The organism is Luteithermobacter gelatinilyticus (genome assembly GCF_005849285.1).
GTDB classification, from domain to species: domain Bacteria; phylum Pseudomonadota; class Alphaproteobacteria; order Sphingomonadales; family Emcibacteraceae; genus Luteithermobacter; species Luteithermobacter gelatinilyticus.
The window spans coordinates 192,501-205,256 of record NZ_CP040517.1 but is presented as its reverse complement, the minus strand read 5'-3'; the positions used below and the strand labels follow the sequence as shown (position 1 = coordinate 205,256).

Sequence of the window (12,756 nt, the reverse complement as noted above, 5' to 3'; positions counted from 1 at the left end):
TCACCGCCGGATCAAATCATGGATAATTTGCCCGGCTTTCATGGAACGCCTCCACGTCAAAAACGTCCCCCACATTGGTCATGATCGCCTTTTTCCTGAAAAACCGTTTATACCCGGCGGGCCCCATGCGGGATTCGCCCATCCCGGACAGTTTGAAGGATTGTTTTTCGGCTTCATGCATCAAACCGGTCAGACTGGCGTCATTGATACTGATGCCACCGGCGTCAAGGCGGGCCGCCACTCCATGGGCCCGCTCAAGGGATCTTGAGAACACCGCCGCACTCAGCCCGTATGCCGTGTCATTGGCTATTTCAACGGCCTGATCTTCACTATCAAACGCCAGGACCGGCAGCACCGGACCAAAGGTTTCCTCTTGCATCAGCGCCATATCCTGGTGAAGATCGCTCACCACCGTAGGCCGACACCACAGCCCGCCGCCAAGGGTCTCAATTTTTCCGCCACAATGAATGATCGCGCCCCGCGCCACCGCATCCTCTAGATGGCGCTGAATAATCCGGGCCTGCTGTTCAAAAATGATCGGCCCGATATGCCCCTCATGAATATCCGGGTAGTTCAGGTCAACGGCGCGCGCCTGGTCCACCAGTTTCGCCAGAAACTCATCATACAGGGAACGGGCCACATAAATACGTTCTATGGATTGACAAGCGTGCCCGGTGTTGACAATCGACGCCCGCAACAAAGCGCTCACCGCTCGGTCCACATCGGCATCTTCCAGCACCACTGCTGGATCTTTGCCTCCCAGTTCCAGAAAAACCGGAATAAAATTCCGTGCTGCGGCTTCCGCCACCTTCCGCCCGGTGGCCACGCTGCCTGTGAAACAGACAACATCCACATGCTTGATCAAGGCCGCGCCGGTACTGCCGTCCCCATCGACAATTTGAACAAGATCCCGCAATTCCTCCACATCCGCGATCACCTGCCTGAGTGGTTGGGCAAAACGCGGGGTCACCTCGCTGGGCTTGATGATCACACTACATCCTGCCAATACCGCCGGCAGCGCATCAATCAGGGAAAGGGTCAGCGGAAAATTCCACGGGCTGATCACGCCCACAGCCGCATAGGGCTGTCTCTCGACCCGATATTCAATAAACGGCAGGGCCGTTGATTGATGTGTTTGCGGGGGCGTTTCAGATGAGGCGATACCAATCCAGCGGTCAATGGCACCGGCAAGACCGTCCACTTCGGCCACGGAAATAAACAGCCGGCCCGTATCGATCACCAACGCGTCAATCAGGGCCCGACGGTGATGGGCAATGGCGGCCTTTAGTTTTTCCAAAACCCTGATCCGGTAGGCAAGCCCCTTGACCTGCCAAGCCTTCTGCGCCTGGCGCATTATCTCCACCAGGGCGGAAATTTCCGCTGATGTGGTGACGGTTATTTCATAATCATAACGGCCATTGCGCGGGTTGCGAACCGGGATCCTTTTGGTCATGACCCTGCCCCCTCGACCAGGCGCACCCTGACCCGGGCCCGCCCTTCACGCAGTTTCCTGATCTCGCCATATTCCCTGGAATTCCAGAAAGCCTGCGCGGCCTCCAGAGAAGGCCATTTTGAGATCACAATCTTCTGTTCATCCGGCCAGTCCCCTTCCAAGCAGACGCTGCGCCGGGCCCCGCGCACAATATATTCACCGCCGAATTTCCCGATCAGATTGCCGGCGGCCTGGGCATACTCCCGGAATCCGTCCGGGTCCTCCAGCTCCGCAACAATGATCATATATGCCGGCATATGCGATCCTTTCCTGTTTGATGGGCCCTGCGACCAAAGACCACAGAATGAACATAATTAATGGGTCCTGACCCTAATCTTCTTGTCTTTTAAGACTTAAATGATATATCAATATATGTAATCAACAATGACTTTTGTCATTGATGCCCGCCAGAATACAGGATCCGGCCCTCAGGATGGCGGCGCAAGGTGTAACGCGACAAAACACGGAACAACATATGACAGACAAAATCATAAAACCGAAAAATGCCCTTAATGACAGCCTTCCAACCCCCCTGTATCATCAGATCTATGTGCTGATGCGGGAAAAGATCTTTTCCGGGGTCTATCCCAACGGGTCACTGCTGCCAACCGAAAATGAACTGGAAAAAATGTTCGGTGTTTCACGCATCACCGTCAAGCGCGCCATGGATGAACTGGCCGCGGAGGGGCTGGTCTCCCGTCAGCGGGGCCGCGGCACCACGGTCACTTTTTCCAACCCCGTGTCGTCCTCGTCGGGCACAATGGACGGGTTGATGGGCGATTTGTTAAACATCGCGCTGGAAACCAGCGTCAACATCCTGGAATTTGATTATGTCAAGGCGCCGCCCCATGCCACGGACGCCCTGCAACTCCCGCCGTCCTCAATCGTTCAAAAAGCGATCCGTACGCGACACAAGGACGAAACCCCCTTTTCGTATGTCATCACTTATGTACCGGAAGATATTGGACGGTCTTTCTCCTATGAGGAACTGGAAAACAAACCAATCCTGGCGCTGATAGAACGGGCCGGCATCGTCATTTCCCGGGCCAAACAAACGATCACAGCAACCCTGGCGGACGACACCACCGGGCCGGCGCTCAATGTGACCATTGGCTCCCCCCTGCTCAAAGTGGCCCGGATCGTCTATGATGAATATGACCGCCCGGTAGAATATATCACCATTTATTACCGGCCGGACTTGTATCAGCTCAATCTCGAACTATCCCGGGTTGTCGGCGAAACGTCAAACTTCTGGTCAGCCCAACAAGAATAAACCGAAAATAATCATTGGACAGAACCGTCCCCGCATTATATAATATAATATTATATCATTATGTTGTATCTAGTCTCTGTGGGGAAGGTTCATGAAAAAATCTGTCCAGACTCCGACGCGGCGTCGTGTTCTTGCCGGTCTGGGGGCTGTTGCCGGCGCCGCGTCCTTGAGCCCCGGCCTGGCTCATACTCATACCGCAGCGGCATCACATTATGATGTCCTTATCATCGGCGCCGGAATATCAGGACTCCATGCCGCACGAATTCTTGAACGCGAGGGGGCAAAGCTTCTTATCCTCGAAGCCAGCGCCCGCACCGGCGGCAGACTGCTGACCCTGAAAGACGTTCCCGGCCGACCGGAAGCCGGCGGTTTGCAAGTGGGCCCCATGTATGCAAGATTGAGATCCACCGCCGTGGAGCTTGGCATCGACCTGGAAGACTTTCCGCCGTCCCCGCCGGGCCTGATGATCAGTTATGAGGGACACTCCACCACCTTACAGGGCTGGCCAGACTGGAGTCACAACCCCCTGCCGGAAAAACTAAAAAAGATTCCGCCTTTCGCGCTACTGAATGCCGCCCTGCCCCGGCCCAACCCGCTGGCTGAGCTTGACAGCTGGAAAGAGGCTGACGCTTTTCAATATGATGTGCCCGTAAGCCGGTATCTGGATAAAATGGGGGATAGCGCCGCCATACGGAAAATGGCTGCCGTGGGCCTTCAGGGGATCAATATCAATGATGTCTCCGCATTGGGCGAATTGCGCAAGAACAGGGTCATGATGTTTGAAAAAAACAACGGCACCAGCCAAAAAATCAAAGGTGGATCAAGCCGGTTGCCGGAAGTCATGGCCAGAAGCCTGAAATGTGAAATCAGACATCACAAAAAAGTCATCCATGTGAACCGTGAGGGGGCCAGACTATGGGTGAAATGCAGCGATGGCAGCCAGTATTCCGCCAATCACATCATCTGCACGGCACCCTTCTCCGTGGTGCGGTATATCTCATTTGATCCCCCTGTTCCTGCCCTGCAACACCAGGCCATCACCCATATCCCCTATCTTCCGGTCACCTCTTTCTTTTTTACCGCCGAAACGCCCTTTTGGGAACAGGACGGCCTGCCGCCCGGCATGTGGACCACGAGCATTCTGGAACGCATTTTCCCGCTGCCCTCGCCTTCCGGACAGGTGGATATTTTCTGGGGATTGATCAATGGCGCACAGGCTTTGACCTTTGACCGCCTGGCCAGAGCGGAACAGGAAAAAACCATCCTTGAGGAACTCGCCCGTCTCAGACCCGCCACCCAGGGGAAGCTGACCGTGCATAAAATCCACTCCTGGACCGCCCAGCCTCATGCCCGCGGCGCCTGGGCTTATTGGAAAGCCGGACAGATCCGCAAATTCAGTGCAACGTTCGATAAACCACACCACAATATTCACTTTGCCGGCGAACACACCGCCACTTTTTCAGCCGGGATGGAAGGCGCATTTGAATCCGCTGAACGGGCCGCCTGGGAAATTCTCGACACATAATAGAAACAAGAAAACCACTGACGGCGCCATGGATTGCTTCGCCACTGCCGCGCCTCGCCATGACGTGTCCTTCCGCTCCTCTCTCGTCGCTCCTGTACAGGCGGCAATGACAAAGGAAGGCGCGACACCAGACAACAGCAAGTTGCGATAGACGAGGATCAGGTCTTCCCGGCAAGTTTCACCACGCCCCGATCGGCCAGATCCCTGATCCGCTCTTCGTCTAGACCCGCCGCCTTAAGAACATCATAACTCTGCTCCCCAATCTGCGGTAGGTCATGACGCACCCCGAATTTTCGACCGTTCATCTCCAGGGGCAACGCCGGCAGACGGGTTTTTTCGCCATCCGGGATCGTCAGCTCAACCAGCCCCCCCGACTGCGTCAGATGGGGATCATCGAACATTTCCTCCGGCCGGGATATGGGCGCAAACGGCAATCCCATATGCTCCAGTTTATCCATCAGATCCTTTTTGCTGTATTGCCGGAACAAATCCTTCACCTGCGGGATCAGATCATCCCGGCGCCTGACCCGTTCCGCATTGGTGGCATAAGCCGGATCGTCCCGCCATTCTTCCAAGCCGAATGCCTCACAGAATTTCCCCCATTGGGTGTCAGACACTACGCCGACAAATACCTGCTCATCATCGGCGGTTTCGAATATTTCATAAATCGCCCAGGCGGAGATACGCACCGGCATGGGATTTGCCGGCTGTCCGGTAACCGCATATTGCGCCATATGCTGGCCCACCAGAAACACCGTGCTCTCAAACAGCGCGCTTTGTACATATTGCCCCTTGCCGGTAATTTCCCGCTGTTTCAACGCCGCAAGCACACCGATCACACCAAACATGCCGCCCATCACGTCAATCACACTGGAACCGGCGCGCAGCGGCCGTCCGGGGGGCCCCGTCATATAAGCCAGTCCGCCCATCATCTGCGCCACTTCATCCAGGGCCGTGCGATGTTCATAAGGCCCCGCAAGAAAACCTTTTTCCGAACAATAAATCAGTCTCTCGTTAAGCTGGCTCAAGACCTCGTATCCCAGACCAAGCTTGTCCATGGTCCCGGGGCGAAAATTTTCAATAACCACATCCGCCTGCCGCACCAGTATATGCGCGATGTCCAGACCTTCCGGAGATTTCAAATCCAAAGACAGGCTTTTTTTGTTCCGGTTGTACATGGGGAAATATCCCGAACCGGAGCCGACAAGGCGTCGGGTATTATCTCCCTTCGGGGGCTCCACCTTGATCACTTCTGCCCCCAAATCGGCCAGGATCACCCCAACTGTCGGCCCCATCACCATGTGTGTGAATTCAATTACCTTAACACCATCAAGAGGAAGATCGTTTGTATCAGCCATATAATTCCCAATACTCGGTTCCCTATGATCGACCTGCCCTGTCAACCATAAAGTTTCTGTTTTATTATAAAAAGTATTTTGTTATATCATTATTACATTTATTTATATACTTTATGCTGACCAGGATCAACTAAAATCATGACCATATCCGGAAACTATTACATAAGGCTTTGATATTATGAATAGAATTGACATTGAAATCAGCGAGGTCGGTCCCCGTGACGGCCTGCAAAGCATCAAAAGCATCATGCCGCTAGACGCGAAAAAAGCCTGGATCAGCGCAGAAGCGGCCTGTGGCGTCCCGGAAATCGAGGTGGGTTCCTTTGTGCCGCCACGCCTCCTGCCGCAGCTGGCGGACACGGCGGAACTCGTGGCCCATGCGCGGACTATTGATGGCCTTGTGGTGGCCGCCCTGGTGCCCAATTTCAAGGGCGCGGAAAATGCCATCAAGGCCGGCGTTCACAAAGTCACCATCCCGCTCTCAGCCAGTGAAACCCACAGCATGGCCAATGTCAACCGGACCCACAACCAGATGATCGACGAAGTGAAAAAAATTGTCGCTCTGATCCGGACCCTGCCCCCGGAACGCCGCCCCAGATTCGAAGGCGGCATTTCCACCGCCTTTGGCTGCACCCTAGAAGGCCCGGTGCCCGAAGCCAAAATCCTTGCCCTGGCCAGTGCCCTGATGGAGGCCGGCTGCGACGAGGTGGGACTGTCCGACACCACCGGCTATGCAACCCCGGGCCACATTGCCCGTCTGGTCCGTGCGGTCAAGAAAGAGGTGGGGGAGGACAGGCTGACTGGTCTGCATCTTCATAACACCCGAGGGTTGGGCCTCGCCAATGTCCTGGCGGCGCTGGATCAGGGCATCACCACATTCGATGCCTCGCTGGGCGGGCTGGGCGGCTGTCCGTTCGCCCCCGGCGCCAGCGGCAACATCGTTACAGAAGATCTGGTTTTCATGCTGGATGCCATGGGGCTTAAGACCGGCATCAATCTTGAAGAACTGCTGAAGGTGCGCACCATCCTAGCCGAAGCCCTGCCTGATGAAGACCTGTTTGGGTTTGTCCCCGAAGCCGGATTGCCCAAAGGATATCCCGACGGGTATGTTTTTCAGCGGCACCCATGACAATCGGGAAATAAAGGCATGCCCGTCAGCATGAAAAATCAAAAGGCAGGGCGGCCCGCCCTGCCTTTAGAGTGTTTTGCAAATTGATGCTTGATAACCGCGTCACTGACGCTTCTGGCTATGACGAGTCCCGCTTATCACAATTCATTCTGGAACGGGCGTCGCCCCGGGACTTCAGAACGGTTTTGTAACCCCCAGAAAAGCCATGGTCCCGATACCAATCCAGTAGATATAGGCATGTTTGCGGGCCTTTGCCAGCGTGGACGTGAAGATATGTTCGATTTCGGGTTTGGACCCTTCCGCTTCCAGTCTGTGAAACGCCACGGCCCAGTCTTTCATGGTGTAGCGCAGGGACAGTCCGATAATCAGGATAAACCCGAATAGCACCAATTTGGTGGCAAACCAATATTGGTCCACCGTATCCCCGACAAACAGAACCTTGTCTGTGACAAGCGTATAACCGCCCAAAAGCCAAAGCATGGGGATCACCACATATCGTACCTTGTCATCAAGTTCAGTCAGCCTGATGCCCAGTTTGGTGCCACGATGCCAAAACGCCGCAAAAATCAGACACCACCAGATCCCCGTCGCCACCCAGACCACAGGCACCCAGACTCCGGTAACCGGCGACAAGCTGAGATTGTCAGCCATATGAAAACCGACCGGCAATAACCAGATGATGGATGAACGAGGCAGAATATCAATGCGGTAGGCGGTTTCCATATGGCGCAGCCTGTCTTCCAGAGTAAGACTGGCATTCGCCACATTGGTCGAGGCATTAAACACCCCCCATTCACCGCCCAACCAGTAGGCCGCGAAAATGACATGCATCCAGCGCAGCACGTCATGCATATAAATTTCCATTATGCTCTCCTCAATACCTGTTTGAATATCTTGTTTCAGCCAGTTTCAGTGGCTTTCCCTCTCCCGCCAGATACATAGGCGCCTGGCCAAATTCAGACGGCATATATTCACGACGAATCCGCATTGACCCAGTTCCATTCCGCCGATAGAATATAATGATATATTTATAATATTTTTTTAAATATCACAGAAGTGATGGCGCCAGAATGATTTTTGTCATTGCCGCTCTGGGAAATTATCGCGCAAACTTTAGGAAGACATCCGGCCCCGTTGTCATTCCGCCCCCTTATGCGCCGGATATTTCGCCCGGTCGGGAAGCTTGGCGGGGCTTTGCTTGGGCACTACAACCAGACGAGAGTACAAGTTTCAGCATTATGCAAGGGACATCAGATATGGCCAGAGAAACTCCCCCCCTCGCCCCCACCATGAAAGCATCAAAGGCTACGGCCCGGGAGATATTCGAAGAAATCCGCGCCACCCCGGCACGCGCCCGTTTCGGGTTCGGTGACAGACTGGCGATTGTCAATGTGGACCCGCAAAAAGCCTATACACGCCCCGATCTGTTTCCCAATACCGCCTACATCACCGATCCCAAACAGATGGATTATATCAACCATATTTCCAATCTGGCCCGACGCAAGGGATTGCCCGTGGTCTGGACCCATGTGGCCTATATGAAAAATGCAGCCGATGCCGGCGTCTGGGGCACTCGCACCGACACGCCGGACAGCCTTCAGAACATCAAATACGGTTCCAAACGCCATGAATTTGACGACCGGCTGGAAATCCATCCGGCTGTGGACGCGGTCTATACCAAACGCATGCCGTCGGCGTTTTTTGAAACCCCGCTTAATTCCTTCTTGCGCTGGCACAAGGTGGACACGGTTGTCGTCACCGGCGGCTCCACCTCGGGATGTGTGCGAGCCACGGCGGTGGACAGCCTGTCACACGGCTTCAGAACAATCGTGCCCCTCGAATGTGTGGCCGATAAACATGAAAGTTATCATTTTGCCAACCTCACAGATCTGTTGCTGAAATATGCCGATGTGGTCGGCGTGCAGGACGTGATTGACTGGCTCGAAGCTTATGAGGGGGAATAATGACCCGGGAACACGCCAAACAGACGACAAAACCGAATACAAAAGAGGATACAGGCCTTTATGACTACTGGCCCTACAAAGATCGGCCGAAAATCGTCTGGCCGGGAGGACGGAAGCTGGCCTTCTGGGTTGCGCCCAATATCGAATTTTACGAACTGAACCCGCCGGAAAACCCTTTTCGCAAAAGCTGGTCCCGGCCTTATCCGGACATTATGCCCTATTCCTATCGCGACCATGGCAATCGGGTCGGCAACTGGCGTTTGATGGAAGCCATGGATGACTATGGCGTGCGCGGCTCCATTTCCCTATCGGTGGCCATGTGCCAGCATCATCCGGAAATCATTGATGCCTGCCGGGTGCGGAACTGGGAATTCTTTTCCCACGGGATTTACAACACCCGATATGTCTATGGCATGGATGAAGCCCAGGAACGGGCGGTCTTGGAAGATTCGATCCGTACCGTTCAACAGGCCACGGGACAACGAATTCGCGGCTATCTGGCCCCGGCGCTGACCCATACGGAGCGCACCATCCGGCTTTTAAGCGAATATGATTTTTATTACAGCTGTGACCTGTTTCAGGACGACCAGCCCCAACCCCTGAAAACCGGAAACGGCAAGAAACTGATTTCCATGCCCTATTCCCTGGAGGTGAATGACCATTACGCCTTTAACGTCTATGGCCAGAGCCCGATGGAATATACGGATTTACTGAAACGACAGTTTGATACCCTTCTCGCCGAAGGGGAGCAAAGCGGTACGGTCATGTGCATCCCGATCCATGCCTATCTGATCGGCCGGGCGCATCGCATTGACCCCTTCCGCGAAATCCTGCGGTATGCCACCGATCACCGGGACGATGTCTGGGTGACCACGGCGGTGGAAATTGCCGAATATTATCTGGAACATTATTACGATGACGCCCTGGCCCATATCCGGGCCCGTAAGCACGGAAGGGGATCATCATGAGCTTGCCATCCTCTTATCTCACTTATCCACGCCGCCACCATGGTATGGATCATGACCTTTATCCGGTCAGTTACATCCATGAACGCCGGCCCGTGCACTGGCCGGACGGCAAAAAGGTCGCTCTGTGGATCACCATAGCGCTGGAATTTTTTCCACTGAGCCCCAATGACGGCCCGTTTCGCGCCCCCGGTCACATGGTCACCCCATTTCCGGATTATCGGACCTTCACGGCCCGGGATTACGGCAACCGGGTGGGCATTTACCGCCTCCTGAAACTATTGGATCAGTTTCCGTTTCCGGTATCCGTGCCCATGAGCGCCGTCCTTGCCAAACGCTATCCCCCGTTGCTTGAGGAAATGACAGCGCGGCATTGGGAAATCATTGGTCATGGCCTGGACATGAATGCCCTTCATTACGGCGGGCTGGATGAAAAAACCGAACGGCGGTACATCAAAGACGCGCTCGACCTGCTACGGGAAAAAAGCGGCCAGGCGGTGACCGGCTGGCTGTCGCCCGCCCGATCGGAAAGTGAAAACACCTTGCACCTGCTGCCGGAATACAGCATTGACTATGTCTGTGACTGGGTCAATGACGATCTGCCCTATCAGATGACCACCCGCAGCGGGCCGCTGTTTGCCATGCCGCACACCTATGAACTGGAAGACCGGCATCTGCTATCAACCTTGGGACAACAGGAACAGGTTTATCTCGAACAGATTAAGGAGGCCTGTGAATTTCTGGCGCAGGAGGCGGAAAGGGGCGGCGGACGCGTGCTGCACCTTTCACTCACTCCCTATATTATCGGCCAGCCGTTTCGCATTCATATCCTGCATCAACTGCTGCAGATGTTATCGGAAAAAGATTATCTGTGGCCGGCGACGGGAGCGGAGATCCTTGCCGCCTGGAAAGCGGCGCAATGACACCCCCCGCCGCTCAAAGGCAAAAATAAAGGATTAGAATCTCTGCCAACCCTTTGACTTGTTTGGTTGCGGGGGCAGGATTTGAACCTGCGACCTTCAGGTTATGAGCCTGACGAGCTACCGGGCTGCTCCACCCCGCGTCAAGGATATGTTGGGCCGCTGGGCGCAGCCCGGCACTTTATATTTCCGCTTCAGGGGACCTGAAGCTGGGGCGTGCTCCACCCCGCGTCACTTTAATCGCACTACCGCTTTGCTGCTTGAGTGCATGGTTCCGGACGTTGCCCGGCACTTTATTTTCCGCCTCGGGGGAGCCGAGGTTTTTTCTGTTTTCCGCTTCAGGGGACCTGAAGCTTTTTTATCTTTTCGCCCTGGGGGAGCCAGGGCTGGGGGGTGCTTCCCCCGTGGTTAAGCTAACTGGCCTATCGCTTGCCCGCAAGCCTGGCGCGCGGGAGAGCGTTGTTGGGACAAAAAAAGCGGCTTTGGGCCGCTTGTTTTGTTTTTTGACATTGTGACTGGGTTTGTCTTGGGGTCCGATGTTTTTAATAGACCTGGCGACGACCTACTCTTCCGCGTCTTAAGACGAAGTACCATCGGCACAACCTGGTTTCACTTCCGGGTTCGGGATGGAGCCGGGTGGGACACAGGCGTTACGATCACCAGGTCAATTAAAAACATCGGGTTTGTGTATGCTCTGATTATGTTCCGTTTTGTGTGTGAGCGTCTGTAGAGATCAGATAATCTCATCTCTGTTCATGACGGTGATGGATCAAGCCGATTGAGTAATTAGTACCGGTTAGCTTCATGTGTTGCCACACTTCCACACCCGGCCTATCAACGTGGTGGTCTTCCACGGCTCTCAGGGGAGAACTTATCTTGAGGGGGGCTTCCCGCTTAGATGCTTTCAGCGGTTATCCCTTCCACACATAGCTACCCTGCAGTGCGGCTGGCGCCACAACAGGTCCACCAGAGGTGTGTCCATCCCGGTCCTCTCGTACTAGGGACAGCTCCTCTCAATTCTCCTGCGCCCACGGCAGATAGGGACCGAACTGTCTCACGACGTTCTAAACCCAGCTCGCGTACCTCTTTAATTGGCGAACAGCCAAACCCTTGGGACCTGCTCCAGCCCCAGGATGAGATGAGCCGACATCGAGGTGCCAAACACTGCCGTCGATATGAGCTCTTGGGCAGTATCAGCCTGTTATCCCCGGCGTACCTTTTATCCGTTGAGCGATGGCCCTTCCACGCGGGACCACCGGATCACTATGACCGACTTTCGTCTCTGCTCGACTTGTCAGTCTCGCAGTCAGGCAGGCTTATGCCATTGCACTCTCACAGCTGATTTCCGACCAGCCTGAGCCTACCATCGCGCGCCTCCGTTACTCTTTGGGAGGCGACCGCCCCAGTCAAACTACCCACCACAGAGGGTCCCGGACCCGGCTTCACGGGTCGCGGTTAGATAATAGACAGGTTAAGGGTGGTATTTCACCAACGGCTCCACGCGAACTGGCGCACGCGCTTCAAAGCCTCCCACCTATCCTACACATAACATATCCATTATCACTCTGAAGTTGTAGTAAAGGTGCACGGGGTCTTTCCGTCTAACCGCGGGTAGCCCGCATCTTCACGGGCAATTCAATTTCGCTGAGTCGATGTTGGAGACAGTGGGGAAGTCGTTACGCCATTCGTGCAGGTCGGAACTTACCCGACAAGGAATTTCGCTACCTTAGGACCGTTATAGTTACGGCCGCCGTTTACCGGGGCTTCAATTCGGTGCTTGCACACCTCCTTTTAACCTTCCGGCACCGGGCAGGCGTCAGACCCTATACGTCGCCTTGCGGCTTCGCAGAGCCCTGTGTTTTTAGTAAACAGTCGCCACCCCCTGGTCTGTGCCCCCTCCATAAAGTTGCCTTCATGGAGGGCCTCCTTCTCCCGAAGTTACGGAGGCAATTTGCCGAGTTCCTTCAACATCGTTCTCTCAAGCGCCTTGGTATGCTCTACCTGTCCACCTGTGTCGGTTTAGGGTACGGTCTATACGGCGGGGCTATTTCCTGGGACCGCTTCGCGGCCTTGTCAATCCGATCAGACAAGACAACTTACGCGATCCGTCACATCCCGCCAGGCCCAGTA

At 54.8% G+C, this 12,756-nt stretch carries 10 protein-coding genes, 1 tRNA gene and 2 rRNA genes (1 of these 13 cut by a window edge); 6 read left to right on the top strand and 7 right to left on the bottom strand.

What is annotated here, in order from left to right:
* Window positions 1-16 precede the first annotated feature (16 nt).
* Both FE788_RS00950 and FE788_RS00945 read right to left on the bottom strand, forming a co-directional pair.
* Window positions 17-1,453 (bottom strand): aldehyde dehydrogenase family protein, encoded by a 1,437-nt coding sequence (locus FE788_RS00950; protein ID WP_138378880.1) that lies wholly within the window; start codon window positions 1,451-1,453, stop codon window positions 17-19.
* On the bottom strand, window positions 1,450-1,749 hold the full coding sequence (locus FE788_RS00945) for a DUF1330 domain-containing protein (protein ID WP_138378879.1): 300 nt from the start codon (window positions 1,747-1,749) through the stop codon (window positions 1,450-1,452). Before FE788_RS00945 ends, FE788_RS00950 begins: the two co-directional genes overlap by 4 nt.
* Window positions 1,750-1,967: 218 nt before the next feature.
* Here FE788_RS00945 and FE788_RS00940 point away from each other — a divergent pair, with 218 nt between their 5' ends.
* Both FE788_RS00940 and FE788_RS00935 read left to right on the top strand, forming a co-directional pair.
* Window positions 1,968-2,765, top strand: a complete 798-nt coding sequence (locus FE788_RS00940; protein WP_168190205.1) for a GntR family transcriptional regulator — start codon at window positions 1,968-1,970, stop codon at window positions 2,763-2,765.
* A 91-nt stretch (window positions 2,766-2,856) separates the two neighbouring features.
* On the top strand, window positions 2,857-4,290 hold the full coding sequence (locus FE788_RS00935; protein WP_138378877.1) for a flavin monoamine oxidase family protein: 1,434 nt from the start codon (window positions 2,857-2,859) through the stop codon (window positions 4,288-4,290).
* Window positions 4,291-4,448: 158 nt separating this feature from the next.
* Here FE788_RS00935 and FE788_RS00930 read toward each other — a convergent pair whose 3' ends face one another.
* The gene (locus FE788_RS00930) at window positions 4,449-5,648 is read right to left on the bottom strand and encodes a CaiB/BaiF CoA transferase family protein (protein WP_138378876.1); all 1,200 of its coding nucleotides are present in this window, start codon (window positions 5,646-5,648) and stop codon (window positions 4,449-4,451) included.
* Window positions 5,649-5,826: 178 nt separating this feature from the next.
* Here FE788_RS00930 and FE788_RS00925 point away from each other — a divergent pair, with 178 nt between their 5' ends.
* Window positions 5,827-6,777: a hydroxymethylglutaryl-CoA lyase gene (locus tag FE788_RS00925; RefSeq protein WP_138378875.1), complete on the top strand. Its 951-nt coding sequence runs from the start codon at window positions 5,827-5,829 to the stop codon at window positions 6,775-6,777.
* Between the two features lie 174 nt (window positions 6,778-6,951).
* Here FE788_RS00925 and FE788_RS00920 read toward each other — a convergent pair whose 3' ends face one another.
* Window positions 6,952-7,641, bottom strand: a complete 690-nt coding sequence (locus FE788_RS00920) for a hypothetical protein (protein ID WP_138378874.1) — start codon at window positions 7,639-7,641, stop codon at window positions 6,952-6,954.
* A 425-nt stretch (window positions 7,642-8,066) separates the two neighbouring features.
* Between FE788_RS00920 and FE788_RS00915 the strand changes: the two genes are divergently transcribed.
* The 3 genes from FE788_RS00915 to FE788_RS00905 are packed head-to-tail and all read left to right on the top strand — an operon-like array spanning window position 8,067 to window position 10,629.
* A complete protein-coding gene (locus FE788_RS00915; protein WP_138381233.1) occupies window positions 8,067-8,741 on the top strand; it encodes an isochorismatase family protein in 675 nt (224 codons plus the stop codon).
* Entirely contained in the window at window positions 8,741-9,709 is a 969-nt protein-coding gene (locus FE788_RS00910) for a polysaccharide deacetylase family protein (RefSeq protein WP_138378873.1), read from the top strand. The genes FE788_RS00915 and FE788_RS00910 overlap by 1 nt, the downstream gene beginning before the upstream one ends.
* Window positions 9,706-10,629 carry a polysaccharide deacetylase family protein gene (locus FE788_RS00905; protein ID WP_138378872.1) on the top strand — a complete coding sequence of 308 codons (924 nt, stop codon included), beginning with the start codon at window positions 9,706-9,708 and terminating at the stop codon, window positions 10,627-10,629. Before FE788_RS00910 ends, FE788_RS00905 begins: the two co-directional genes overlap by 4 nt.
* 63 nt (window positions 10,630-10,692) lie before the next feature.
* Here FE788_RS00905 and FE788_RS00900 read toward each other — a convergent pair.
* The 3 genes from FE788_RS00900 to FE788_RS00890 all read right to left on the bottom strand — a co-directional run.
* A tRNA-Met gene (locus tag FE788_RS00900) sits at window positions 10,693-10,769 on the bottom strand.
* Between the two features lie 406 nt (window positions 10,770-11,175).
* Window positions 11,176-11,290, bottom strand: a 5S ribosomal RNA gene (gene rrf / locus FE788_RS00895).
* Window positions 11,291-11,391: 101 nt separating this feature from the next.
* A 23S ribosomal RNA gene (locus FE788_RS00890) occupies window positions 11,392-12,756 on the bottom strand (it continues 1,385 nt past the right edge of the window).

Bases quoted from the DNA above. Each gene is read 5' to 3' on its own strand.
- FE788_RS00950 (WP_138378880.1), bottom strand. From the start codon at position 1,453: ATGACCAAAAGGATCCCGGTTCGCAACCCGCGCAATGGCCGTTATGAT.
- FE788_RS00945 (WP_138378879.1), bottom strand. From the start codon at position 1,749: ATGCCGGCATATATGATCATTGTTGCGGAGCTGGAGGACCCGGACGGA.
- FE788_RS00940 (WP_168190205.1), top strand. From the start codon at position 1,968: ATGACAGACAAAATCATAAAACCGAAAAATGCCCTTAATGACAGCCTT.
- FE788_RS00935 (WP_138378877.1), top strand. From the start codon at position 2,857: ATGAAAAAATCTGTCCAGACTCCGACGCGGCGTCGTGTTCTTGCCGGT.
- FE788_RS00930 (WP_138378876.1), bottom strand. From the start codon at position 5,648: ATGGCTGATACAAACGATCTTCCTCTTGATGGTGTTAAGGTAATTGAA.
- FE788_RS00925 (WP_138378875.1), top strand. From the start codon at position 5,827: ATGAATAGAATTGACATTGAAATCAGCGAGGTCGGTCCCCGTGACGGC.
- FE788_RS00920 (WP_138378874.1), bottom strand. From the start codon at position 7,641: ATGGAAATTTATATGCATGACGTGCTGCGCTGGATGCATGTCATTTTC.
- FE788_RS00915 (WP_138381233.1), top strand. From the start codon at position 8,067: ATGAAAGCATCAAAGGCTACGGCCCGGGAGATATTCGAAGAAATCCGC.
- FE788_RS00910 (WP_138378873.1), top strand. From the start codon at position 8,741: ATGACCCGGGAACACGCCAAACAGACGACAAAACCGAATACAAAAGAG.
- FE788_RS00905 (WP_138378872.1), top strand. From the start codon at position 9,706: ATGAGCTTGCCATCCTCTTATCTCACTTATCCACGCCGCCACCATGGT.